Origin of the sequence: Streptomyces sp. NPDC057287 (genome assembly GCF_042667905.1) — a bacterium.
Classification (GTDB): domain Bacteria; phylum Actinomycetota; class Actinomycetes; order Streptomycetales; family Streptomycetaceae; genus Streptomyces.
In genome coordinates, this window is sequence record NZ_JBHUYV010000028.1 from 51,444 (window position 1) to 75,187 (window position 23,744).

The 23,744-nt window shown below is 68.7% G+C and carries 26 protein-coding genes and 2 pseudogenes; 8 read left to right on the plus strand and 20 right to left on the minus strand.

Annotation, left to right across the window (positions count from 1 at the left end):
* The first annotated feature begins 244 nt into the window (after positions 1 to 244).
* Together ACFUNE_RS35675 and ACFUNE_RS35680 are read left to right on the plus strand one after the other, a co-directional pair.
* Entirely contained in the window at positions 245 to 1,519 is a 1,275-nt protein-coding gene (locus ACFUNE_RS35675; protein ID WP_383576797.1) for a cyanophycinase, read from the plus strand.
* Positions 1,520 to 1,733: 214 nt separating this feature from the next.
* Positions 1,734 to 2,618, plus strand: coding sequence for a MurR/RpiR family transcriptional regulator (locus ACFUNE_RS35680; RefSeq protein WP_383576799.1), 885 nt, complete (start codon positions 1,734 to 1,736; stop codon positions 2,616 to 2,618).
* Positions 2,619 to 3,189: 571 nt separating this feature from the next.
* Here ACFUNE_RS35680 and ACFUNE_RS35685 read toward each other — a convergent pair.
* From ACFUNE_RS35685 to ACFUNE_RS35695, 3 genes are all read right to left on the minus strand, one after another.
* Complete coding sequence (locus tag ACFUNE_RS35685; protein ID WP_383576801.1) at positions 3,190 to 3,342, minus strand: hypothetical protein; 153 nt, start codon at positions 3,340 to 3,342, stop codon at positions 3,190 to 3,192.
* Between the two features lie 180 nt (positions 3,343 to 3,522).
* The gene (locus ACFUNE_RS35690) at positions 3,523 to 4,173 is read right to left on the minus strand and encodes a response regulator (protein WP_383576803.1); all 651 of its coding nucleotides are present in this window, start codon (positions 4,171 to 4,173) and stop codon (positions 3,523 to 3,525) included.
* Positions 4,170 to 5,315, minus strand: coding sequence for a sensor histidine kinase (locus tag ACFUNE_RS35695; protein ID WP_383576805.1), 1,146 nt, complete (start codon positions 5,313 to 5,315; stop codon positions 4,170 to 4,172). Before ACFUNE_RS35695 ends, ACFUNE_RS35690 begins: the two co-directional genes overlap by 4 nt.
* Before the next feature lie 131 nt (positions 5,316 to 5,446).
* Between ACFUNE_RS35695 and ACFUNE_RS35700 the strand changes: the two genes are divergently transcribed.
* Both ACFUNE_RS35700 and ACFUNE_RS35705 read left to right on the plus strand, forming a co-directional pair.
* Positions 5,447 to 6,175 (plus strand): class I SAM-dependent methyltransferase, encoded by a 729-nt coding sequence (locus ACFUNE_RS35700; RefSeq protein ID WP_383576807.1) that lies wholly within the window; start codon positions 5,447 to 5,449, stop codon positions 6,173 to 6,175.
* Entirely contained in the window at positions 6,172 to 7,011 is an 840-nt protein-coding gene (locus tag ACFUNE_RS35705; RefSeq protein ID WP_383576809.1) for a DedA family protein, read from the plus strand. Before ACFUNE_RS35700 ends, ACFUNE_RS35705 begins: the two co-directional genes overlap by 4 nt.
* A 121-nt stretch (positions 7,012 to 7,132) precedes the next feature.
* Here ACFUNE_RS35705 and ACFUNE_RS35710 read toward each other — a convergent pair whose 3' ends face one another.
* Positions 7,133 to 8,563: an aldehyde dehydrogenase (NADP(+)) gene (locus ACFUNE_RS35710; protein ID WP_383576811.1), complete on the minus strand. Its 1,431-nt coding sequence runs from the start codon at positions 8,561 to 8,563 to the stop codon at positions 7,133 to 7,135.
* 214 nt (positions 8,564 to 8,777) lie between these two features.
* Complete coding sequence (locus ACFUNE_RS35715; protein ID WP_383576813.1) at positions 8,778 to 9,554, minus strand: MBL fold metallo-hydrolase; 777 nt, start codon at positions 9,552 to 9,554, stop codon at positions 8,778 to 8,780.
* A 47-nt stretch (positions 9,555 to 9,601) separates the two neighbouring features.
* Here ACFUNE_RS35715 and ACFUNE_RS35720 point away from each other — a divergent pair, with 47 nt between their 5' ends.
* A complete protein-coding gene (locus ACFUNE_RS35720; RefSeq protein ID WP_383576815.1) occupies positions 9,602 to 10,261 on the plus strand; it encodes a TetR/AcrR family transcriptional regulator in 660 nt (219 codons plus the stop codon).
* 541 nt (positions 10,262 to 10,802) lie between these two features.
* Positions 10,803 to 11,279 carry an ATP-binding protein gene (locus ACFUNE_RS35725; protein ID WP_383576848.1) on the plus strand — a complete coding sequence of 159 codons (477 nt, stop codon included), beginning with the start codon at positions 10,803 to 10,805 and terminating at the stop codon, positions 11,277 to 11,279.
* Between the two features lie 1,148 nt (positions 11,280 to 12,427).
* Here ACFUNE_RS35725 and ACFUNE_RS35730 read toward each other — a convergent pair.
* The 7 genes and pseudogenes from ACFUNE_RS35730 to ACFUNE_RS35760 all read right to left on the minus strand — a co-directional run bounded on the left by ACFUNE_RS35730 (position 12,428) and on the right by ACFUNE_RS35760 (position 17,835).
* Positions 12,428 to 13,441: an NAD(P)-dependent alcohol dehydrogenase gene (locus tag ACFUNE_RS35730; RefSeq protein WP_383576817.1), complete on the minus strand. Its 1,014-nt coding sequence runs from the start codon at positions 13,439 to 13,441 to the stop codon at positions 12,428 to 12,430.
* Between the two features lie 57 nt (positions 13,442 to 13,498).
* Positions 13,499 to 14,506: a zinc-dependent alcohol dehydrogenase family protein gene (locus ACFUNE_RS35735; RefSeq protein ID WP_383576819.1), complete on the minus strand. Its 1,008-nt coding sequence runs from the start codon at positions 14,504 to 14,506 to the stop codon at positions 13,499 to 13,501.
* Positions 14,507 to 14,644: 138 nt separating this feature from the next.
* Positions 14,645 to 14,992, minus strand: coding sequence for an ArsR/SmtB family transcription factor (locus ACFUNE_RS35740; RefSeq protein WP_383576850.1), 348 nt, complete (start codon positions 14,990 to 14,992; stop codon positions 14,645 to 14,647).
* A gap of 522 nt (positions 14,993 to 15,514) precedes the next feature.
* Positions 15,515 to 15,781, minus strand: a pseudogene (locus tag ACFUNE_RS35745) (PhzF family phenazine biosynthesis protein); the annotation flags it as partial.
* Positions 15,769 to 16,656: a carboxylating nicotinate-nucleotide diphosphorylase gene (gene nadC / locus ACFUNE_RS35750; RefSeq protein WP_383576821.1), complete on the minus strand. Its 888-nt coding sequence runs from the start codon at positions 16,654 to 16,656 to the stop codon at positions 15,769 to 15,771. The gene nadC and the pseudogene ACFUNE_RS35745, both read right to left, overlap by 13 nt.
* Positions 16,657 to 16,936: 280 nt before the next feature.
* Complete coding sequence (locus tag ACFUNE_RS35755; protein WP_383576823.1) at positions 16,937 to 17,233, minus strand: DUF1330 domain-containing protein; 297 nt, start codon at positions 17,231 to 17,233, stop codon at positions 16,937 to 16,939.
* 38 nt (positions 17,234 to 17,271) lie between these two features.
* Complete coding sequence (locus ACFUNE_RS35760; RefSeq protein WP_383576825.1) at positions 17,272 to 17,835, minus strand: carboxymuconolactone decarboxylase family protein; 564 nt, start codon at positions 17,833 to 17,835, stop codon at positions 17,272 to 17,274.
* A gap of 102 nt (positions 17,836 to 17,937) precedes the next feature.
* On the opposite strand from ACFUNE_RS35760, the gene ACFUNE_RS35765 reads away from it, so the two are divergent.
* The gene (locus tag ACFUNE_RS35765; RefSeq protein ID WP_199810501.1) at positions 17,938 to 18,213 is read left to right on the plus strand and encodes a helix-turn-helix domain-containing protein; all 276 of its coding nucleotides are present in this window, start codon (positions 17,938 to 17,940) and stop codon (positions 18,211 to 18,213) included.
* Positions 18,214 to 18,337: 124 nt separating this feature from the next.
* Here ACFUNE_RS35765 and ACFUNE_RS35770 read toward each other — a convergent pair whose 3' ends face one another.
* The 7 genes and pseudogenes from ACFUNE_RS35770 to ACFUNE_RS35800 all read right to left on the minus strand — a co-directional run bounded on the left by ACFUNE_RS35770 (position 18,338) and on the right by ACFUNE_RS35800 (position 21,857).
* Positions 18,338 to 18,709, minus strand: a complete 372-nt coding sequence (locus ACFUNE_RS35770; RefSeq protein WP_383576827.1) for an MFS transporter — start codon at positions 18,707 to 18,709, stop codon at positions 18,338 to 18,340.
* Positions 18,710 to 19,165: 456 nt separating this feature from the next.
* A complete protein-coding gene (locus ACFUNE_RS35775; protein ID WP_383576828.1) occupies positions 19,166 to 19,342 on the minus strand; it encodes a hypothetical protein in 177 nt (58 codons plus the stop codon).
* A gap of 56 nt (positions 19,343 to 19,398) precedes the next feature.
* A complete protein-coding gene (locus tag ACFUNE_RS35780; protein ID WP_383576830.1) occupies positions 19,399 to 19,932 on the minus strand; it encodes an NUDIX domain-containing protein in 534 nt (177 codons plus the stop codon).
* Between the two features lie 71 nt (positions 19,933 to 20,003).
* Positions 20,004 to 20,174: a DUF6233 domain-containing protein gene (locus ACFUNE_RS35785; RefSeq protein ID WP_383576832.1), complete on the minus strand. Its 171-nt coding sequence runs from the start codon at positions 20,172 to 20,174 to the stop codon at positions 20,004 to 20,006.
* A gap of 173 nt (positions 20,175 to 20,347) precedes the next feature.
* Entirely contained in the window at positions 20,348 to 20,542 is a 195-nt protein-coding gene (locus ACFUNE_RS35790) for a hypothetical protein (RefSeq protein WP_383576834.1), read from the minus strand.
* A 187-nt stretch (positions 20,543 to 20,729) separates the two neighbouring features.
* A complete protein-coding gene (locus ACFUNE_RS35795) occupies positions 20,730 to 21,038 on the minus strand; it encodes a hypothetical protein (RefSeq protein WP_383576836.1) in 309 nt (102 codons plus the stop codon).
* A 262-nt stretch (positions 21,039 to 21,300) separates the two neighbouring features.
* Positions 21,301 to 21,857, minus strand: a pseudogene (locus ACFUNE_RS35800) (transcriptional regulator).
* A gap of 386 nt (positions 21,858 to 22,243) precedes the next feature.
* Between ACFUNE_RS35800 and ACFUNE_RS35805 the strand changes: the two are divergent.
* The gene (locus ACFUNE_RS35805; protein ID WP_383576838.1) at positions 22,244 to 22,849 is read left to right on the plus strand and encodes a dihydrofolate reductase family protein; all 606 of its coding nucleotides are present in this window, start codon (positions 22,244 to 22,246) and stop codon (positions 22,847 to 22,849) included.
* Between the two features lie 448 nt (positions 22,850 to 23,297).
* Here the strand turns inward: ACFUNE_RS35805 and ACFUNE_RS35810 are convergent.
* The coding region (locus tag ACFUNE_RS35810; RefSeq protein WP_383576840.1) for a cupin domain-containing protein at positions 23,298 to 23,744 on the minus strand (447 nt) is incomplete at its 5' end.

Sequence of the window (23,744 nt, forward strand, 5' to 3'; positions counted from 1 at the left end):
GGCACAGCCCGACCGAGCGCACAGCAAGGCTTGCAGGCCCCTTGCCCCCGCCCGCCCCGCGCAGCGGGGATTCGCGGCTCCGCCCGGTGGCCTCAAACTCCCAAGCTCTCGGCTTCGCTCAAGCAGGGGGCACCCCCCGCCGGGCTGAATGAACGCCACTTCTCGCCGGCCCGGGTGAAGTCCTTGTGGGCTCGTCCTCGACCTCGAGTGCAGGTCGAGCTGTTTCCCCAACCAGGAGGTTCTTATGACCCGCTCCACCCTCATCGCCTGCGCCACCGCCCTGCTCCTCACACTGGTGACCGCCCCCACGGCCGCCGCCGACGGCGGCAAACGACACGACGGCTCCCTCGTCCTCGTCGGCGGCGGACTGAAGGACGACAACAAGCAGGTCTACGGCGAGATCATCAACCGCGCCGGCGGCGCGACCGCCCGGATCGGCGTGATCACGGCCGCATCCGTGCCGGAGAGCCAGGACCCGGACGCCGCGGACTCCGAGCTCTGCTCCAACTCCAAGTGCAACGGGGCTTACTACGCCGGCCTGTTCAAGTCGCACGGGGCGGCGGACGCGCAGTGGATCCCGATCGACCTGGACCACGTCGCGAACGCGGACGACGCCACCGTCGTCCGGCAGGTGAACTCGATGAGCGGGTTCTTCTTCGGCGGCGGTGACCAATCGCGATACCTGACCACGCTGCTGAACGGCCCCGCGCACAAGGACACCAAGGTTCTCGCAGCGATCCGCGCCAAGCTCCGGGCGGGCGCGGTCGTCTCCGGGTCGAGCGCGGGCGCGCAGATCGCGGCCGGCAAGGACATGGTGACGGGCGGCGAGTCGTACGAGGGGCTGCGGGACGGCAGCAGCCCGGGGTACTTCGATGACCCGACCGTGCTCGGGTACGAGCCGGAGGGCGGGTTCGGGTTCCTGCGGTCGGGGCTGATCGACACGCATAGCGGGGCGTACGGCCGGGAGGGCCGGGCGATACGGCTGGCCGCGGACACCGGGAACGACCGGGTGTACGCGCTGGAGGAGAACACCGCTCTCGTCGTGGAGCACCCGGGCAGCACGCGCGAGCGGGTGCGGGTGCTCGGCCCGCGCGGGGTCGCCGTGCTCGACCTGCGGCGGGCGCGAGGGACCGATGGGACCGAAGCAGGGACCTGGTCGGTGAGCGGTGTGCGCTACAGCTACCTCACCGACGGGGACCGCTACGCCCCCCGGACGTGGCTCGCCCTGCCCGCCCCGGGCAAGCGGCCGCTCCTGCCCCGGTCGACCGCGCCGGTGCCCGCGAACGGCGACGTCTTCTACTCCGTCGCCAACCCCGACGGGGTCCCGTACTCCTTCCTGGACACCGCCCGTGCCCTGGCCGCGACCCGCGCCCAGCGCACCGCCGCGGCGACGACGTACGAGGACGGGCCGCGGTTCACGGTCACGTTCGACAAGGCGCCCGGCTTCGTCGCCTGGGGCAAGGACGCCGCCGCACCGCAGACCCTGACCGGTGTCGGCATCCGGATCACCTCCGAGTAGCCGCGCCGACAGCCCCGGGCGGCAGGGGGCCGGACAACCGCGCGGGGCGGCGCCGGACCTCCAGCTCCGCCCCGCTCGATGCCGCTCATACACCCGGCACCGACTCCTGCCCGCCCGGCCTAACCCGTGGGCGGGCAGGCCGGGCGTCGTCCGCGGACGCTCCACGCCAGTAGGCTCGCCGGACAGCCCGCACACCCCGAAGGGATCGAACACCATGGCCTCTGGCGCGCTCGCCGACGACATCCGGCAGAAGCTGGGCGAGCTGAGCCCGGCCGAGCGCAAGGTCGCGCGGGTGCTGCTCGCGGGCTATCCGGCGGCCGGGTTCGAGACGGTCGCGGTGCTCGCCAAGCGGTCCGCCGTCAGTGCGCCGACGGTGATCCGGTTCGTGAACCGGCTCGGATACCGGGGCTTCCCTGACTTCCAGGCCGCCCTGCGCGACGAACTCGACGCACGCAACGCCTCTCCGCTCTCGCTGTACGAAACGACCGGGTACGCGCGCGCCGAGAAGACGAGCGGCGACGGCGACGACCAGGACTCCGCCCTCCTGCGCCACGGCAGCGAGGTCTTCACCGGTGCGCTCACCGCGACCCTCGCCGAACTCCCGCCGCACGACTTCGAGCATGCTGTCCGGCTCCTTGCAGACCGCAAGCGCCGCATCACGCTGGTCGGCGGGCGCTTCACGCACCTTCTCGCCCAGTACCTCGGTCTACACCTGATGCAACTCCGCGACGACGTAAGGTTTCTGCCGGATCGCGACGTTGAACGCGCCGCCATCCTGGCCGCGTTGGCCCGGCGGGACGTCCTCGTCGTCTTCGACTACCGCCGCTACGAGGCCGACGCGACCACCGTCGCCGCCCTCGTCCAGGAACACGGCGGCAAGGTCATCCTGTTCACTGACACTTGGCTCTCGCCCGCCGCGCCGCACGCCGAGGTCGTCCTGCCGAGCCGGGTCGCGGCGCCCTCCCCCTACGACAGCCTCGTCCCCACCCTCGCCGTCCTCGAGACCGTCGTCGCCGGCGTCATCACCGCACTCGGCGACGACGCGCGCCGTCGGATGCAGCACGGCGAGGACGTCGCCCGGCGCGCGGGTCTGTACTGACCCGGCTGCGTCCGGCGGATTGACCGGCGGCCCGAACGCGTTTCGCGGCGGCCGGGGGCGCCGTCCGGCCTGCCGCGGTTGTGGCGACCGGCAGGCCGGTCGCCACAATCTGGACTTCAGCTCCTCGACGGCCGTGTCGTCGAGCGGAGCGTCGACGGGATCGGGCGGGGGCCTGCGGCAGCAGGTGCTCCGCGAGTACGTCGGTCCCCAGGTGGCGGGTGACAGGGCCCAGGTAGATCGGCGTCGATCGACCTGATCGGTTCCGGCCGCGACTCGTACAGCGCGACCGCGTCCGCCTTGAACTGCGGCGGGTAGTTCTTCATAACCACGAGATGTCCGTTTTCAGATCCGCAGGATCAAGTGTCTCGTGTGTCCAGGATTCGAGGTCAAGACCCCTTCTCGCCAGAGCCCTCACGCTGTACGTGAGGCGCGTGCTGTCGGCCCTTGGCATGCGTCACGGACCGGCCGACGCAACGATCGCCTGAATTCCCGACCGCGGCCCCGCTCTGCTGTCCCTGCGCACCGGCCCCTACTCCGGCTTCGCGCCCGAACCGTTGAGCTGGGCAACGGGTCACGGCCCGAACCGCGACACCGCGCTGCTCATCACGACCGGTCGGCGAAGCGAGGCGCCGCGCAAGCACCGCGCGGTGGCGAAGGCCAGGACCTGCCGCTCTGCCGTGCTGACGGACCACGGCATCGCGGAGAACTCGGTGCGTGCCGTCATAAGCACCGCTCCCCCGGCGTGGAGCCACCCGACCAAGGCACCTTGGAGGAAGACCGCGGTGGACGCCTCCACACGGGATAGTGGTACCCAACCGGGAGCATCGTGAACAGCGGTGGAACAGGTTCCGTGCGCGGAACTGGGTACCGGCTGTCCCTGATGGTGGCGACGCTGAGGCTGATCTCAGAGCGTGAGGCCCGCGTCGCGGACCAGGAGTGCGGCTTGGACGCGGTTGGTGACACCCAGGGTGGTCAGGATGCGGCTGACGTGGGATTTGACCGTGCTCTCTTGCATGCCGAGTGCTCTTGCGATGCCGGCGTTGGTGTCTCCTTGGGCGAGCAGGGCAAGGACGTCCTTTTCGCGTGGGGTGAGGGAACCGATGCAGGTCTGGGCCTGGGTTGCTCGGGGGCGGCCCGTGTGGTGGTAGCGGTCGATGAGGCGGCGGGCGGCGGTGGGGTGGAGCATGGCCGATCCGGCGGCTACAAGGTGGACGGCACGCAGAATCTCGGCAGGGTCGGTGTCCTTGAGGAGAAAGCCGTCGGCGCCTGCGGCCAACGCGTCGTAGACGTACTCGTCGAGGTCGAAGGTGGTCAGGGTGATCACCTTCGGTGGGTGAGGCAGGGCGCGCAGGCGTTGGGTGGCGGCGATGCCGTCCATGCGGGGCATGCGGACGTCGACCAGTGCGACGTCGACCCGGTGGGCGGTGGCCTGCTCGATGGCGTGGAGCCCGTCGGTGGCCTGGGCGACGACCTCGATGGCGTCGTCGCTGTCGAGGAGGTCGGTCAGTCCGAGGCGGACGAGAGCGTCGTCGTCGACGACCATGGCGCGGATCACTGGCGAGGACCGTTCTGTTCGGTGAGGGGGTGGGGAATGCGGGCGGCCAGCCTCCAGGTACCGCCGCCGCCGGGCCCGGCGTTCAGGTGCCCGCCCAGTGCTTCTACGCGCTCGCGCAGACCGATCAAGCCGAACCCCGAAGGAACCGGCTGAGCGCCACGGAGGTTGGTACCCGGGGAGTTGGTGACTTCGATCAGGGTGGCGGGCGGCCCGTAATCGACGCGGACATGGACAGGCGCGTCCGGGGCGTGCTTGCGGGCGTTGGTCAGTGCTTCCTGGACCAGCCGGTAGACGGCCAGTCGGTGTGCCGCGGGAGCCTGCTCCCGACTGCCTTCGACCATCGTGTCGATGACCTGTCCGGCTGCCCGGGCCTGCCCGATCATCTCGTCGACGTCGCGCAGCGCCGGTGCGGGCCGGTCGGTTGCCGCAGAGGTCTCGGTGCGAAGGGCGCCGAGAACGTCGCGCAGATCGGTAAGGGCCTCGGTGGAGGCGGTGCGCAGCAGGCTGAGTCGTTCGATGACGGGATCCGGCAGGGCGTCCCTTTTCGTGGCCAGGACACCTGTGTGCAGGGCGATCAGGCTGAGCCGGTGGGCGAGCACGTCGTGCATCTCCGCCGCGATCGCGGACCGCTCAGCCATGCGGGCGGCCTGCTCGCGTAGCTCCCGCTCGGTCCGCAGATGCTCCACCTGGGCATTCAACGCCTCGACCAGACGGCGCCGGTTTCCCATCCATAGCCCACCCACTACAGCCAGCAGCACGAAGAGCACCGAACCATAGGGCTGCGGCTTCCACAGGGACACAGCCGGGTGCAGGACGGCGTTGCCGGTGAGGGCCACTGCAGAGCAGAGCACGGCTGCCAGGATGCGCCGACGGGCAGCGAGGTCGAACAGGGCCAGCAGGAGCAACGGGAGCATCGGCCACCCCCACACGCCGGCCGCCGCCGTCGTGAGAGCCGGGGCGAGCAGCCAGGGGCTCCGGCGCAGCAGCAGGGCGATCCCGCAGACGAGCACCACCGCTGTGCGGACGACACCGTACTGGCCGCCGGCACTCGATGCCGTGTTCTGCACCGCGGCAAGCGTCAGCAATGCCACCAGGCCATAGCGCCCGTACACGACCCATCTGTGGCTCTGTTCTCGTTTCACCGGTGCAGCGTAAGCAGACGGCCGTCTGTCGCACGTCCACCGTTCTGCCACGGCGCCCCCTTCTTTCGTAGGGGAAGGCGGTCGCACAAGGGACGATCCGCAGGAGAGTGGCCGTCTCTAGCGTCGAAGACATGGACGACTGGACCACCTCACACGAACGTGTCCTCGCGCAGCGCAACGCCGAGGGCTGGATTTTCCTCCTCGAAGCAGCCCGCGACCTGCGCACCACCGGAGCCATCGCTCCCAGCAGCAAAGCGCTCGCCCGCCTGCTCACCGACCCGGTCCAAGAGCACGGAACCCACCCCTTGAACGTACTGGAGGCGGGTGCGGGCACCGGCTCGGTCACCCGCACCCTGCTCTCCCGCCTCTCCCCGGGCAGCCAACTGGACATCGTCGAGGCCAACGCGCGCTTCGCCTCCCAGCTGCGCCACCTGGTCCGTATCCATGCGCGGCCGGCCGGCGAGAGAGACCGGGTCCGCGTCCACCACGCCCTCGTCGAACAGCTCGACACCGGCCGCCCCTACGACGTGATCGTCTCCGGCCTGCCGTTCACCAACTTCACCCCCGACCAGGTCGAGACGATCATGAACCGGTACATGGAACTGCTCCACCCCGGCGGCACCCTCACCTACTTCGCCTACCGCGGCACCCGCTACGTCCGGGCCCTGACCGCCTCCCGCACCGAAGCCCGCCGCCACCGCGCCGTCGAGGAGGTCCTCGCCGGCTACCAGCGCCGGTACGCCACCGGCTGCTGGACCGTTTGGGGCAATCTGCCCCCGGCCACCGTCTGGCAGCTGCGCCGCCCCACCCGCACGACTGACCCGGCAGCGCTGGACATCACGGTCGGCGTGGCTTCGTGAACACACTGACCGGCCTGATCGGCCACGTCCCCGCTCCGGCCGCCTACGCGATCCTGACCGCCGCGGTGTTTGCCGAGTCCGTGCTGGTGGTCGGCGCGTTCATCCCGACCCTGACCCTCCTGCTGGCCGCAGGGGCCTTGGCCCGTGCAGGCAACCTGAACCTCGCTCTCGTCATCGCCACCGCCACGGGCGCGGTCGTCGCCGGGGACGCCTTCGGCCACCGCACCGGGCACCTGCTCGGCAGCCAGCTGCGCACCGGACGCCTCGGCCGCCGCATCCCCACCGCCGTCTGGCAGCGAGCCGACGCACTCATGGCGCGACGCGGTGGCCACGCCGTCTTCCTCTCCCGCTTCGTCCCCGTCGTGCGCACCCTGACCCCGCACCTGGCCGGGGCGACCCTCCTGCCCTACCGCCGCATCGCCCCCTACAGCCTGCTCGCCGCACCGTTGTGGGCCGGCGCCGAAGCCACCACCGGATACGTCGCGGCCACTTCCCTCCAGCACGTCATCACCTACGGCGGCCCCGCTCTCGCCACCGCCGTAGCAGTGATCGCCACCACCGCTGTGGCCGGCAACAAGATCCGGCGCCGCCAGCGAACTCACACCGCCGGCCGCGAAAGCCGCATCACAACCCCGACCTCCGGGCGCCCCACGCCCTTAAGCGCACAGTCACCAACGCGCCTGACTCGGGGCAACCTGGAAACAAGGCGGAAGTGGTCCCGATCGCGACCTCCACGGGCGCAACCCGTTGCCACTCGACAGTGGCCGCCGCCGTCACCTGCGGCAACAGCGCTTCGCTCGGACCGCCTTACGCGGCGAGCTCTGCGGCGACCCTGACCAGCAGACTCGCCCCTCCATTACTGCACACAAGGGTGGTTGTCGGAGGCTTTCCGAATCGGATCCCAGTCGCTGCCCATCCGTTTGGAACGGCCGCGATTCGTGGCGTGCAGGCGTTGCGCTACTTCAGGCTTTGAGGAATGCTCCACGGGTTCTTGCTCTGCAGGGGCGTTGGCAGCAGAGCCTCGGGGGTGCCTTGATAGGCCACGGGGCGGAGCCAACGGTTGATGGCCGCGGCGCCGACACTGGTGTGGGGTGAGCTGGTCGTGGCAGGCCACGGGCCGCCGTGGTGCATGGCGCGGGTGACTGCGACTCCGGTGGGCCAGTCGTTCCAGATGAAGCGGCCAGCACGCTGTGTGAACCAGATGCTTTGGGACAGCTGTTCGTCCTCGCCTTCCCGGCCGTGGATGGTGGCAGTGAGGCTGCCAGGCAGTTCTTTCAGAGTGGCGAGAAGGTCTTCGGCGGAGTCGTACGTGACCACGATGGAGGCGGGCCCGAAGCATTCGCGTAGAAGTTCCGGATGGGCGCGCAGGTCGTGGGCAGGGAGCGTCAGCAAGGTGGGCGAGTCTTCGTGCGTGTGCTCGCTGTCCGAGGTGGTGAGGGTCGACGAAATGGTGCTCACCGCGGGGTGGGCGGCTAGTTCGGCGGCGGTTGCGCGGTAGGCCTCGCTGATCCAGGGGCCCAGCATGGGCGTGGAGTTGACCTGTGCGATCTCGGTGGCCAGCAGTTCGCTCAGGTCGTGGTTGCTCGGCAGGAAGAGCAGTCCCGGCTTGGTGCACAGCTGCCCTTGGCTGCGGGTGACTGATGCGATGTATTGCTTGACGAGCTGGGCCCCTCGTTGGGCGAGGGCAGCCGGTGTGACCACGACGGGGTTGAGCGAGCCCAGCTCTCCGTAGAAGGGGATGGGGGAGGGCCGCCTGGCGGCGAGGTCGAAGAGGGCCCGACCGCCGGTGGTTGAGCCGGTGAAGCCGACGGCCTGGATGGCGGGGTCGGTGACCAGGGCTCGGCCCGCCTCACGTCCGTGGACGACGGTCAAACACCCTGCGGGCAGGACGGTGGCGGCGAGGCCGACGGTGACATCGGTGAGCCTGGGATGGCCTTCGTGAGCTTTGATCACTACGGGGCAGCCGGCTGCCAGGGCGCTCGCTGTGTCGCCGCCGAGTACGGAGAAGGCGAAGGGAAAGTTGGATGCGGTGAAGACGGCTACCGGTCCCAGAGGGATGAGCATGCGTCGCACGTCCGGTCGCGGGACGGGGAACGCCTTCGCGTCCGCGTGGTCGATGACGACATCGAGGTAGGCGCCTTCTTCCGCAATGTCAGCGAACATCTGCAGCTGTACGCGGGTTCTGAGCACTTCACCTTGGAGACGCTCCGTGCCGAGGTGAGTTTCCTCGTCGGCGAGGTGGACGAGATCGTCGGTGTGATCGTGAAGGACTCCAGAGAGAGCGCGAAGTAGGGCACCTCGTTCGGTCGGCGCGAGTGCGGCGAGGCGAGGGGCTACTGCGGTGGCGGCGTTCGTGGCGAGGGCGGTTGCAGAGGTGTCGGGATGCATCGTTTCTCTCGGCTTCGCTGGGGGCTGGCGTCGTGTTGCAATCAGGGGTCGGGCGGTTGGCTCTGTTCACGAGAACCGACAGCAGTTGTTCACAAGTTTGGGAGGCACCTGCCGGGCTCGATGTTCGATGGCTCGGCGCTGGACGGCATTGCTGCTGATGCAGGCATCGGCATCCGGGATCGAGCGGGCGTTGATCGGCGGCTGTGGGGTGTATTCAGTGTGAGCCGGCCTGTCGGGCCTGGCGTGTGGCGGTGCGGGGATCGCCGGTGACGGGTTGGCCGTGGCCGGGCAGGAGCACGGTGGCGTCGGTGAGTTCGTCGAGTCGGTCCAGGGAGGTCAGGGCGGTGTGGCTGTCGTGGGTGAAGCCGCGGCAGACGAGGGTGGGGCCGGTGTGTCCGGTCAGGTCGTCGTGGGTGACCAGGGCGTCGCCGGTGAAGAGCAGGCCGCGTTCGGAGAAGAGGTAGCCGGTGCTGCCCTGGGTGTGGCCGGGCAGCGGGACGGCCCGGGGTGCGCCGGGGACCTCCTCCAGTCGCTGGTCGGTATCGAAGGTGCGCGCGCCGGGGGTGGCGGGGGCGGTGAAGGCGCCCTTACGAGCGAGGTGGAGCGGGGTGGTGATCGCGGCGGGCCGGTGCAGGAGGTAGGGCAGCATGGAGCGTTCCGGCTTGGCGTGGCGCAGGGCACTGCGCGGGCCGTCGCGCAGGATCGCGGCGTCGCCCTCGTGGACCCAGAGTTCGGCGCCGGCCTGCTGGAGGGTGTGGGCCAGTCCGGTGTGGTCGGGATGTCCGTGGGTCAGGAGCACGGCGCGGATGTCGCTCAGGGAGCGACCGGAGCCGGCCAGGTGCGCGCGCAGCTGCTTCAAGTGGGCCGGCAGTCCGGCGTCGATGAGGACCAGGCCGCCCGTCTCCTCGACCAGGTAGAAGTTGACGACGTCGTCACCGAGGCGGTCCACGCCGGGGGTGACGCGCCGGTCTGAGCAGGTGGAGCGGGGCATGCGTTCCTCCGTGAGCGGGGCGGCACAATTAGATACAGTCGACTGTAATGGATGAGAGGGAACACGAGATGCCCAGCGAGACTCCGCGCAGGCCGTACAACTCGGGACGCCGACAGCAGGCCGCGCGCCGCAACCGCGCCGCGATTCTCGCGGCCGGCCGGGAGCTGCTGTTCCGTGACGGCTACCAGGCCACCACCGTCCGCGCGGTGGCCGAGCGTGCCGGCGTCTCCCCCGAGACCCTCTACAAGGCGTTCGGCGGCAAGCCGGGGCTGGTCAAGGCACTGTGGGACGTCACCCTGGCCGGGGACGACGAGCCCCTGGTCATAGCCGAGCGACCCCAGCTCCAGGCCGTCCTGGCCACCCGCGACGCTCACGCCAAGCTCCGCCTGTACGCCGCGTTCGTCCGCGGCGTCCACGAACGCCTCGCCGCCCTGTCCGCCCTTCTCGCCCAAGCCGGCCCCGAGGTCGGCCAGGTCCTCGCCCTCAGCGACGAGGAGCGGATGACCGGCGTAAGCGCTTTCGTCGCCCACCTCGCCGACACGGGCGCCCTGCCCCCGGACATCGACGCGGCTCGCCTGGCGGACTCATGGTGGGCGTTGACCGGCCCCCACCTGTACACCCAGCTCACCGGTCGTGGCTGGGACACCGATACCTACGAGGACTGGCTGACGGGCATGCTCGTCTCGGCCCTCCCGGACGCGACCTGAGCGCTGATTCATCATCGCCCGGTCGGCCGCGGCCCACTGGGCCGTACGCCCCCACTGCTTCGGTGACCTTCCTGAACGACTCTGAGGCCCGCCGGGTGGCACCGTGCGGTGAGGCCGGACCCAACGGATGCCGAGCCGCAGCCGCCATCCAAGGGCGTGTTCGATTCTCATGCGTAATCGACTGCTGCTCAATCTCATGAACAAGTGCTGTCGGTTCTCGTGAACAGAGCCAACGGGTAAAGTCAGCCGCTCAAGGCGCGGTTCTCTTCTGGATTGCTCTTGGCGTCGGCCGGCACCTGTGCCACCCGCTTCGGCGGACTGAGGGTGCCGGCCACTTGTGTTTCCATCGCCCACCACGCCCGCTTCCCGGCTGCCTGTCTCTCGCTGTCATCTCCCTCGCTGGGAGGGGCGCTCTCACGTAGTGAGCGTTTCGAGAGTTCATGACGCTGGGCGACTTGCTGTATCTGATGTGTGTGGAGTGTGGCGAGGCTCTTGGGGTAGGCGGGGTGGATAAGTGACGGTGCTTCATGAGGCGGGCTATATGGACCTGGCTGGGCAAAACGAGTGTCAGCGGCCGTTGATGGAACGCCTAATTTCGGTGTCCGCCGTGTTCGAGGGAAGCGAGGACATCGCCTCTGCTCGTGGCATGGCCCGGGACTTTCTGGAGTCGTTGCAGGCTGTGCATGGGCTGCCTGTGTCGAAACGGGCGATGGGCATGGTCCAGCTGGTGGTGAGCGAGCTGGTGACCAATGCCCGCAAATACGCTCCCGGGCCGTGTCTGCTGACTTTGGAGGCCAACGAGGGCGCCGTCGAGGTGACCGTGTGGGACAGCAGCCCGGCGCTGCCGCTGATCCTGGCGCCGGACCCCTACCGGGTCGGCCAGCACGGATTGGAAATCGTCATAGCGCTCTGCCGCAGCTTCGAGTTCCACCGTGAGCCGGTCGGCAAGCGCATCAGGGCGGCCGTCGTCCTGGCCGACGACCCGGGCGGTGCCCCGGCCGGCCACCAGATGATGTGATCAGACCGCCAGACTCAGGCCGTCGGTGTCTTTCACGATGAACCTGCTGCCTCTGCGGAGAACCCTCGCTGCTGCTCCAGAACCCGCACCTTGGGGGTGCTGAGGCGGCGGCCGGTGACTGCCGCGGGCTCTTCTGGTCGTCGCGGCCGCGCATGGAGGGGCCCCGGCGCCAATGACACCGGGGCCCCGAAGGAACTGCTACACCATCTGCCGACCCTGGTCCTGCGCCGGCCTTCTGTTTCCGCGAACCCGACCTGAATGCTGTGGTCGGGGGTGCGGGGATCGCGGTTGCTTGACCGGAGACCACCTCACTATCGATGTCCTGCGGTACCCGGACCCGTGTGGCGTCCGGGCGATCCTGATGGCGCCTGGTTCCTCCGTTCATCCCTCTGGGATCACTACTGCTACTGCTGGCACTGCGAACCGTGATGCGTACTGCTCGGTGGCCTGTGACAGCGCCACACTCTCCGGCAGCCAGCCCCGTCGCCCGTCCTGCGATCCACTCTGGCTTAGAACCCCACTGCCGAACCTCCCGATGCGCGCGCCCGCAGCCGACGCCTTCACCGAGGTACCACTCACTCACTGCACTGCTACTTCGTTAACTGCGGTCCCGCTCACGGCGGCCCCTGATCACTGCGGGCCGCCCGGTCCGGTCGCCAGTCCCGTCGCCCCAACAAACCTGGCTTCGAAACTCCACCACCGCACCGTCCTGCGAACTCCAACTACCTGTACTGCGTGTACTTCTGCCAGGCAGTTCGTCTCTGCCCGGCCCTGCTGTCCTTGCTGGCTACGAGAGAAACCATAACTACACCACCACCCAATGTCTACTCCACCCAGGATAGATTTTCGCTCTCCTGTCAGAGAGGTAGTAGCCCTCCTGGCGAGCAGGACCAGAGTTCGCACCGTGTCCGGCGCAAGACGCCACAGGTGATCAGCCAGGGGCGCTCCGTTCTGTGCAGCTACTGCACCTCGCCGAACGGCAGGACATCGGCTTCGGTGGTGTCCAGACGGAGCCGCTCGAAGCACAGCGGCTGGCGCCACACGCCGTGGTCCAGGGACACGTCGGCGCTGAACTCCGCGACAAGGACGGGGCAACGAGGACCGAATTCAGACGAGGCGGGGCCGTCCTTGCAAGGGCGGGCGCGGTGTCAGTCGGCGACGCGGATGACGATCTTGCCGAAGGCGCCGCGGGCGAGGTGCTCGTACGCCTTGATCGCGTCGTCGAAGGCGTAGACGGTGTCGATGACCGGGTCCAGGCCGTTCTTCTCGATCCAGGTGTTCATGTCGAGGAAGGCGCGGCGGTGGCCCACCGCGATGCCGCGGATGGCGGCCTGGCTGTAGAGCAGGGACAGGACGTCGAGGGGAGCGGTCATGCCGCCGAGGAAGCCGACCAGGGAGATGTGACCGGCGGCCCGGGTGGCGTGGACGGACTGGTTGAGGTTGTCGCCGCCTACGACCTCGATGACCTGGTCCACGCCCTGACCGTCGGTGAGCTCGCGTACCTTCCCGGCCCAGTCCGGGGTGGTGCGGTAGTTGATGAGGTCGGACGCGCCGAGAGCGGCCGCCTTCTTCAGCTTGTCGTCGCTGCTGGAGGTGGCGATGACACGGGCGCCGAGGGCGGTGGCGATCTGGATGGCGAACAGGGAGACGCCACCGGTGCCCTGGACCAGGACGGACTGGCCGGGCTTCAGGTTGCCGTACTCGACCAGCGAGTACCAGGCCGTCAGCGCCGCGATCGGCAGGGTGGACGCCTGCTCATCGGTGAGGTTGGCCGGCGTCGGCACGGCCGAGTTCGCTTCGAGAATCATGTACTCGGCGAGGCCGCCGTCGATCGGGCCGCCGAGCTGCCAGTCGGGCTCATCCCGGGCGGGGGCGCCGTCCAGCCAGTGCGAGTAGAAGTGCGACATCACACGGTCGCCGACCTGCCACTCGGTGACGCCGGGGCCGAGCTCGGCGACCACACCGGCCGCGTCGTTGACCGGAATGAGGTTCTTCGGCATCTTCTCCGGGTTGTAGACGCCGTCGACGATCGCCTTGTCACGGAAGTTCAGGGAGACCGCGGAGACCTTCACGAGGATCTGACCGGGTCCGGGCTTGGGGGTGGGGCGCTCCGCGAGGCGGAGGTTGTCCAGGCCGAAGTCTTCGAGCTGCCAGGCACGCATGACACGTGCTCCTTTCTCTTGCATCCGAGGGAAAGCGGTGGGAGCGGCGCGGCGGTCTCAGGCGGTGGTGTCGTCGTGGGTGACGGTGACGACGATCTTGCCGACCTGGCCGTTGGCCTCCATGTAGCGGTGGGCCTCGGCGATGTCGGTCAGGTCGAAGGTCTTGTCGACGACGGGGGCGAACGAGCCTGAGGCGAGTCCGGCGTTGATGAACGCGACGGCGCGGCGCAGCCGTTCGGGGTCACCCGTGATTTCGAAGAGGGTGTAGGTGCTGGTGTTCAGCGCGGGGAAGGACTGCGCGTTGGGCAGCGGGGTGGGGCGCGGGTCGAGCGCGCCGTAGACGACCAGGTGCCCGCCGGGGGCGATGCCCTTGGCGAGGGTTTCGACGCCGGGTCCTGCGATCGGGTCGAAGGCCAGGCGTACACCCGTGCTGCCGGTGATCTCCTCGATGCGGGTGGGCAGGTCCTCGTCGTCGGTGACGATGACGTCGGCCGCGCCGGCGTCCAGGAGGCGCTGCTTCTTGGCTGCGTTGCGGGTGGTGGCGATCGGGATCGCGCCGATGTGGCGGGCGATCTGGATGGCGGCCAGACCGACGCTGCTGGATGCCGCGGTGATCAGGACGTGGTCGCCCGGACGCACCTGGCTGCTTTCGGCGAGGGGGCCGTAGGCGGTGATGTAGGCCATCCACACAGCCGCCGCGGTGACGGCGTCCACCTGCTCGGGGCGGGGGACGACGGCTGCGGCCGGCAGGACGACGCTGGTGCCGTAGGTGCCGTACTCGCTCTGCAGGAACGCCGGGACGACGGCCACCGGGTCGCCCGTGGAGAACCCGCTCACGCCTTCGCCCACCGCTTCGATGACGCCCGCGGCCTCGTAGCCGAGCGTGGAGGGAAAGACCGGCTGGTAGAAGTAGGCGCCTTCCCGGTACATGATCTCGGCCCGGTTCAGGCCGATCGCGTCGACCCGGATACGTACGTCGCCCGCGCCCGGAGCGCGGGAGGCGACATCGCGGAGGGCGAGGACCTCGGGTCCGCCGGTCCGGTCGAACTGCACGAGCTTTGCCATGGTGCACCAGCCCTGAGGGTAGAAAACGGGAGAACACCGGATGATCCCGGCACGCTCTCCACTCTGCCCCAAGCTTTGACCACGGTCAAATTACGATGACCATCAAAGTATGTACCTGGTGCGATGCCCCCGGCAGACTCAGGCGGCGTCCGCCGCCTCCGCGGCCAGCGCGGCCAGCACAGCCGGCAGCAGCCCAGGGAACCGCTCATCCATCTCATCGGTGCGCAATGCGTTCATTTTCGCCGTCCCCACGTAGTACTGGCGGATCACACCCGCCTCGCGCAGCACGTTGAAGTGATGCGTCAGCGTCGACAGCGACACCGGCGCGACGAAAGTCCCGCAGCTCAGGTCCGCACCCGCACCCGCCAGCTGCGCCACCACCGACCGGCGCACCGGATCCACCAGCGCCTCCAGGACCTGATGCAGAGAGACCTGCGACAGATCGGGATGCTCCACCGTCCGGGGGGCAGAACGGGGACGGGCCACGGTGACTCCTTGCGGCTGATGAATACGGCCGTCCCATACTACGACCACCATCGAAGCAAGGGTCGGAGCTCCTGCTCCAGGCCCCAGGGACTCACTCGTTCTCGTCGGTGCTGAACTGGACAGAGAAGATGTAGTGGACGGGCATCCCGGCCACCAGGGCCCGGGTCTTGCGGCCAGCTGTCGCGCCGCGTTGCAGGGCAGGTGAAGATGAGCCGCCCGTGCTGGAGGACGACGAGGCCGCCGTTTATGTGAGCTACACATGTGTCTCATCAACAACCGCTGGTCCGTCGGCAGATCACCGGCGTGAGTGGTTCCTGAGCGGAGAGCAGGCGCCTGTGCCTCGGCTTCGGGATGGTGGACGGATTCGACGTCAACGAGGTGATCGAAGCGAGATGGGGGCGGTGCCGTGATCGCGGATCTGTGCACGACAAGCCGGGCCCGTTCGGAGAGCTGCCTGGGTCCTGCTGGCCCGGTGGCTGTGCGGCTCGTCGCACACAGCACGGCGTGGTGGTCGCTGCTGCCTTCGCGTATGGCGAGCAGCGCCAGGGCCGCGACGGTGCCGTGGCCGCAGGCAGGCAGTTCGCCTTCGGCGGTGAAGAACCGGAGCGAGTACGAGGGACGGCCGCGCTCAACTCCGGTGGCACGGATGAAGACGGCGTGCGAAGTGCCCAGTTCCCCGGGAATGCGGCATCGCTCCTCGTCGGTGAACCACGCTTCGTCGAGAACAGGGGTCGGGCTGCCGCCCCGGCCCTGCCGCTGACACGCGTCGATGACCACTACCTCGGGCATGGCACCGGGTCGGTCGTCAGCAGCATCGTCAGGTCCAGCGCGGGCGCGCTGTGCGTCAACGCGCCGACCGAGATGAGGTCGACTCCCGTCTCGGCGATGGCGCGGACGCTGGCCAGACGGACGGTACCCGAGGCTTCCAGCAGGATCCGGGAGGCGTCGGCGCGCTCGGCCCGGATTTTCACGACCATTTCGATGTCGGCTACCGGCATGTTGTCGAGCATGATCCAGCGGGCCCCGGCATCGAGGGCCTCAACGGCCTGCGCCACGGTCTGCACCTCGACATCGGTCTGTACCTTCTGCCCGGTGCGCGCCATCCCGCGCCGGACCGCGTCGATCGCGGTGGTCACGCCGCCTGCCGCGGCGATGTGGTTCTCCTTGAGCAGCACCATCGCCGCGAGGTTGAGCCGGTGGTTGCGGCCGCCGCCGACGGTCACCGCGTACTTGTCCAGGGCGCGCAGGCCCGGCGCCGTCTTGCGGGTGTCCAGGATGCGCGCCTCGGTCCCGGCCACGGCCTGGACGTAGCGGTCGGTAAGCGTCGCGATGCCGCACATGCGCTGCAGGAAGTTCAGCGCCGTACGCTCCCCGGTGATCAGGCTGCGCGCCGAGCCGGACAGGCGCACCAGGACATCGTCGCCGGTCAGCCGGGCGCCGTCGGGGACGAGCGCTTCCACTGTGACCTCGGGGTCGACCTGAGCGAAGACCTCGGCGACCACGGGGAGACCGCCGGTGATGCCGCATTGCCGGGCGCGGATCTCGGCCACGGCCGCCATGCCTTCGGGAACGCTCCACGCGGTGGTGATGTCCTGGCCCGACTGATCCTCGGCCAGGGCAGCGGCGACGGCGGTTCGCGCCGCCTGTGAGGGGAACTCTGTCATGGTCCGGGGTCTCCAGTCCTGTGGTTACGGGCCGAAAATCTGAGGTGTCCCGCGCGCGGACCGCTGTCAGAACCGGTTGCGCTGGCACCCTCGGCGGCAGTGGGCGGGGCGTCGGCAAGCTCGGCAGCCCACCGCTGCGACCACTCGGTGACCGAACGCAGGGCCCCGTGGGCGTCGTGGCCGAGCGGGGTGAGCGTGTAGCCGCCGTTGCACAGCCTCTCGGCGGGTCGAGCCTCTTGGAGCTCTGTGAGCCTTCCGTGAAGATCCGACCGGACCTCGCTCAGTCGATGCCTTCGACGATGCGGAAGTCGCGCTCGAAGCCGTCGGGGAGTTCGGCCAGCGCCTCCTGGTAGGCCGCGCTCGCGCGTGCGGCGACGGCCTGTTCGAAGCTGTCGAACTCAATCAGGACGACGCGCTCGGCGATTCCGGCTTCGTGCGCGACGACCCGGCTGCCGATGCTGGCGAGCACCCGCCCGCTCGCGGCCGCGACGGCTAGACCTGCCAGTTCGTTGTAGACATCAAGCCTCTCGGTGTCCTCGATGGTGGGGTAGACGCTGACCCAGTAGCCCTTGGGCATGGAACCTCCAGTGTTGGGATGAGTGCATGTGACTTGGATCAGTGTGCGGAGATCGGCTCGGTGCCGGGTTGAAGGGGCAGGCGGAGCGCCCTGACGGCGAAAGAGATGGCGTGGTACCAACCGCAGATCAAGACCAGATCGAGTGCGGCATCTTCATCGGCGACAGCGACCAGATTCGCCCAGGTGTCGTCGGAGAGGTCAAAGGTCGCATGGAGCTCGTCGACGGCTTCGAGCACGGCACGATCGGTGGTGTGCCAGCAGTCGTCCGTCGGCCTTCCCTTCGCGAGGGACGCCAGCTGCGCCGCGTCGAGTCCCGCCCTCTCGGCGAAGCCCGCGACGTGCACGGCCCACTCGTAGTCGGCGCCACACAGCGCGGTGGTCCGGTCGATGACCAGCTCGCGCTGGCGCAGAGTGAGAGCGGAGCGCCGAGAGAAGTAGTAGCTTCCCCAGCCCGCGACGGAGCGGGCGAGCTCGGGCCGGCGGGCCCACACCCGGAACAGCTGGATGGGGGAATGCCCGAGGAGCTCAAGGGCCTCGCTGGCTCCCTCGCCATAGGGCGGCGAGAGCGGTTCGATGTGCGGCTGCTTCGATTTCAGAGGCACAGCGAGACGTTAACATTGACGCTTTGGAAAGGGAAGCAGATGACACGACCAACACCACTCCCAGGCCGCCGGGTCCGCGGCTCGCACACGGGGCGCCCGATCATGGCGCTCCTGGACCTCTTGGGCCGACGCTGGGCGCTGCGAGTCCTGTGGGAGCTACGGGACGGCTCATCTCCGACCTTCCGCCAGCTCCAGCAACGATGTGGCGGCGTCTCATCAAGCGTCCTGGCAGACAGGCTTCGCGAGCTCGGACAGGCCGACCTCGTCGAGCACGCCGGCGAGGGGTACCTGCTCACTGAACAGGGCAGGACCCTTCAAGAATCCCTCGCCCCGCTCGATGCTTGGGCCTCCGGTTGGCGGCCCAAGGCGGCGGACTGACGGCCGTGACGGCACGACGGGCTCAGCCTCTCCAGTGGTCACAGAGTGTCGCGACTCCATGTTCATCGGGACCGGTGCCCGCCTTGCTGCCGAGGCTCCCCACACCGCCTATGTGCGCGAGCTCTTACGGGTTGGTCTCGGACGAGCGTCGGCGGGCGAGAGCGAGGCTTGTCAGCGTCGTGATCGCCATGGCGCCGACGCCGACCAGCGCCGCGGTGGTGTAGGCGCCGTCGTCGGGGAAGAGGTGGTTGGGGCCGGTGCCCGCGGCGAGGATCAGGCCGCCGATGGCGCTGCCCAGGGAGTACCCGACGCTGCGGACGACGTAGTTGAAGCTCATGGCGCCCGACGTCTCGCTCTTGGGGGTGACGGCCAGGATGACGCCGGGCATCGCGGCCGAGAAGCCGCCGAAGCCGAAGCCGAGTACCCCCATCGCCGCGAACAGTTCGGCCAGGTCCGACCGGGCCGCCGCGAACAGGGCGAACCCGCCGCCGACCACGTCGGCGCTGCCGGCCAGGAGCAGGGGGTCGGCGATCCGCGCCGGACCCGCGGCGTGAGGTTGCCGGCGACGAACCCCAGCACCGAGAACGGGATGAGGACCAGCCCGGCGACGAAGGTCGTCAGCCCGAAGCTGTAGCCGGCGCCGTCCGGCATCTGCGCGTACCGGGTGATGAGCGTGAGCAAGAGGTACATGCCGATCCCGCCGACGAACATGGCGATGTTCGCCCCGGCGACCGCCGGGTGCCGCACCGCCCGCACATCGACCAGGGGCGTCGTGCTGCGCAGCTCGATGACGGCCCAGACGCAGATCGGCGACGAACGTGCCTCGTCTACGGAGGTGCGCTGCCTGAGACACCTTGGGGCTGAGACACCTGTACAGGTCGATAACGGCGTCCAGGACGAGACCGGCCGGGAAGCTGCGTGCGGCAGCGGCACGGTCGGGGAAGCGGCCCTGCTACAGGGCCCCGCCCCGGGTCTGCAACAACACCGGCCCGCCCGCGCGCAGCGGGGTGAAGAGCAGCGCCCGGAACCCGTCGAACTTGGGCTGCACCGCCATCAGGCCGGGCGCGAGGGGTGGAAGGGCCTCGCGGGCCTGCGCAAGCATCGGCTCCACAGGTGGCCTCAACACCACGCGGGCTCCCTCCAAGGGGGGGTCGCTTCAGGTGCGGTTGTATGCCCGCTCAGCGACTACGGGGAGACAACGTACTGGGCTGCCGGCTCGTTGGACACGGCAGCTGCAATTCGTCTACACATGTCCACTGACATCAGGGGCAAGTCGTCCAGCTGAAACCAACCGACAGCTGTGTTCTCACCGTCGGCGGGGAGCGGAACGCCAGACTTCCAGGCAAAGCGGAACACCAGGTCGAGATACCGCGCCTGGTCCCCGTTGTCATAGACGACAGGGTCCGTGACGTGAACCATCGCCAGCCGCTCCGGAACAGCCACGACGCCGGTCTCCTCGAAGACCTCCCGGGCCGCGGCATCCGCAGGCTGCTCCCCCGGATCGATGATCCCAGTCACTGGCGTCCACTTGCCGTTATCTGCGCGCTTCGCCAAGAGGACCCGCTCATCCCTTATGACGACTGCGGTCACGCCTGACAGCCACAACGGATCGCTTCCGATCTTCTTGCGCAGCGCAAGGATGAAATCTGGTGTCGCCATCAAGTCATGATATCGACCCAGGTGATCAGAAACGTCGCCGACCCCGAACTTCTTGATCACCCAGTTCCCGACACTCACTCAGAACAACGCGAGGCTCCCTCAAGGAGCGGTCAGGGACACCGGACTGCCCGTCAGTCTCGCAGTCCGGTGTCCGGCCGGCAGACCTCGCACGGCTCGATGTCCCACTCAGCCAGGGCCACCATCGCGTCCTCGCGGCAGACCAGCCCCACCTGGTCCGGGCATGTGGCGCACCCCGGTGCAGCAAGGCCGTCGATGAGGAACGCTGCGGCTGGATCTTCCACGACATCTCCGCCCGCGCCCGCTCGCGGCGTACGCGTTCTTGGGCTTCCTGGATCCCCAGCTCGCAGACGCGGCGCTCGGTCTGCCCAAGCTGCCAACGCAGCCAAGTCCAGAAGAGCCCGGTTCTTCTCCAGGTCGCTGATGTTGCCGGAGTTCAGGGTGTCGTCCGGCATGGCTACGCGTCGGGGCCGGCCGCGTCGTGGGCGTGCTTGAGGGCGGTCCGGGCCACCACCCGGTCCGGGCCGGACAGCGTCACCCAGTACGGGTGAGTGATCACGAAGGTGGTCAGCTCCAGGATCCACGCCCGGTGCCCGGCAAGACGCTCGGCCTCCTCGGTCGTGCAACCGGGGCTGTCCTGCTTCTCCGACACGTAGTCGCCGTGCAGCTGCTTGTCCTGTGAAACAAGGGAGCGGCCTGCGAGAGGCGCACCTGAGAGGACCGGACATTCAGCCACAAAGGTCCTCTCAGGCTCTCAGCTCCGAATGTGCTCGAAGGCGGGCTCAGTCACGGGACTGCCGTACGCCGAGCGCCCACGCCTGCAACGGGGGTGGCGACCGTCAGGACCGGTGCCTGAACCAGAGGTTCACCCTCTGGACACCGTTTCCGAAGTACCCCGGTGCGCAGTAGTAGTACTCCTGGGCATCTCTGGGGTGAACTCTGTCAAGACGGGCGTTCTCCACGTACATGGCGCTGTTGCATTCGTTCCAGTTGCCGGCGCTGTCGCCTGTGTCGTAAGTACGCACCAGGTCGTTGACGTAGGTGGCGCTGGAAGCCGCATCGGCAGCTCCCGTACTGGCGGTGAGTGCTCCGGTGGCTATGGCTCCGGCCAGCAGGAAGGCTGCCGATGCCCGTGTGGTGCGCTTCATGAACAGAATCTCCGTTGTCGGGCGGATGACCGCGTGCGACGTCCGGTGCCGTGTCGGCCGCCGAGTGACAGGCCCTGGGACGAGAGCCTGCACGCAGAGAGGGCGTCGTAGGATAAAAGGATCACGATATGCCGTCACCTCGACGCCTGTCTCTGAAATCGCGGAGCACAGTGATACGGGTGGAGGACTGCCCCGCTATGGTGCGAGACGCCTCGCCCCCCGGCAGCTGCAACGCCGGGGGCGAGGCACCTTTCGTTTGGTCTCAGGCGGCCCAGCCGGTTGAGGAGACGTTGCTGTAGGCGTCGTACTCGGATCCGAGGTCTTGGATGATGTCGTCCGAGATGGCGTCGAGTTCGTCGACGCCGTCGTCCAGGCGTCGACGGCGCGGTCCCAGACGCCGCGCACGTTGATGCTGCGGCTGGACAGGGCCCGCTGGTGCCGGCCGTCGACGGGGTTGATTTCAACACGGGTTCCGCGGCCGTGGTTATTCAGCCGCTTCTTCAGGTCTGCGGCCACGTTGCGGCGGCGCAGGTCCCAGTACGCGGCATCCGGCCGCGACCGGTTCGCCTTGTTCGGGATCCGCTCCTCCGCGAGCCAGGCCATCAGGGTGCGCGGGAAAACGTGGATGCTCGCGCGGTCCATCGCCTCGTATCCCGCATCCGTCTTGGTCGGGTAGTTCGGCCGGGCCGCGAGGCCGCGTTCGCTGTCGACGGGCGAGGCGATCCCGGTCACCATCTGCTCGATCGCGATACCGAGTGCATCCGCACCGGGCAGGCCCCGGGCGTTGAACATGCGAAAGTCCATCCAGCGGCCGGCCATCAGCCACCCACCGCCCCGAGGGCGTGCTCACCGGACGCGACGGCATCACCGTGCTTGACCTTCATCTGGGACACGCCCCACCCCTCGTCGAGCTCCGGCGGCTAAGGAGCGACAGCTTCCTCAACCGTTGCCCGAACGTGCAGGGGAGCATCGACTCCGCTGATCTTGAAGAGGCGCTGCAGTTGAGGCGCAGTCGAGGCCGGCTGCCTGGCCCGGCTTGGGCTGCGCTGGCAGCGCCGATCAGCCTTGCAGTGCGGTGTCCGGCCGGCAGACCTCGCACGGCTCAATGTCCGGCTACATGATTTCTCGTTACTCCGCAGCGTGGCCGATGAGTTTGTGGCTCCCGGCCGGTCCATGCTCGTGAGACCACAGGAGAGGACACCGTCATGTCGGAGCTTCTTGTCGACTTCATCACCTCCCTCGACGGCTATGCATCGGGAGAGGGGTGGCCCGGGTTCTGGGGCCTCGAGGGCCCGGAGTACCTCGCATGGCTCGGTGAGCAGCCGAAGGTCACCTACCTGATGGGAGCGAACACCTACCGCCTTATGTCGGGCTTCGCCGCAGGCGAGGTCCCACCTGGCCAAGACGAGTTCAGGCCCGAGGAAGAGGCGTCCGTCGACGAGCTCACGCAAGCGTCCAAGGTGGTGTTCTCCTCCTCAGTCCAGGAGCCACTGAGGTGGGCCAACTCCAAGCTCGTCCGCGACGACGCCGTCGAGGCGGTCCGTGCGATGAAGTCGAGTGGCTCAGGGCTCCTCAGCACAATCGGCAGCCTCAGCCTGTGCCGGTCCCTGCTGCGAGCCGGACTCGTCGACCGCTTCCGGGTCGTGATGTTCCCGGTGATCACCGGGGCCACGGGCGAGGAACGCATCTACGACGGCTATCCGGACATTGCCCTCGAGATGATCGAGCACCGCACCTTCGACGGCCGCATCCAGCTGGTCGAGTACAAGCCCCGCGTACTCGAGCACCCACCGCTCAACGTCCCTGCTTGACGTCGCACAGGGGGCCGGCCAGCGTCAGAACGCCCGCTCCACCTCACCCCGAGCCGTCGCAGCTCAACCCATGTACGCCCTCCTCGGCCGCAGTCTCCGTAAAGATCCACCTTCCGGATACGGATGCGCCGCTGGACCCCTCCCGGGGCAGAGCCTCGCGAGCTGAGCGCTGCACATGGCCGATGGGGCCAACTGAAGCGCTCAGCCACAGTGATATCTGGCCTTTGAGCGCGTAGTTGGCCCTTCGTGCATTGGAGTTGGCCTGCTGAAGGTCTTAGTCCAGGCTTCGCTTCCCTGACCTGCGTGAACACCGACCGGATCGCCGGGAGGGGGCGGCTGTGAGGCGGCCCGCATGACGGAGGGCTCGCCGTGTCGCAGTCGACGTGCGCTCTGCACGGTTGACGCGGCCGGCGAGTCCAGCCGGGTTTACTCGGTGAGGCCGCAGATCTTAGGCGGGGCCATGCGGTAGGTGGACGGTCATGATCAGGTGGCAGCTCTCAGTGCCCGCGCCGCGGTAGGTGTGGGCGGTGTCGCCGTCGAAGGCGGCTGTCTGGCCAGCCTGGACAGGATGCTCAGCGCCGTCGACGACGAGCATCATCCGTCCGGCGGTGACGCTGACGGTCTCTACGACGCCGGCCTGGTGGGGGTGGCTGGGGTATTCCTCGCCGGGCTCCAGTGTCCAGCGCCAGACCTCGACCGGGGCTGATCCCGGGGTGGTCAGCATGAGCCGGGCTTCGCTGCCGCGTTCGCCCTTCCACAGGGGCATGACGGCATCTGCGGTCACGACCCGGACGCGGCCTTCGGCCGGGCCTTCCATGAGCGCGGATACCGAGAGGCCCAGGGTGTCGGAGAGGCGGACCAGGGTGGCGAAGTTCGGGTTGCCCTGCGCCTTCTC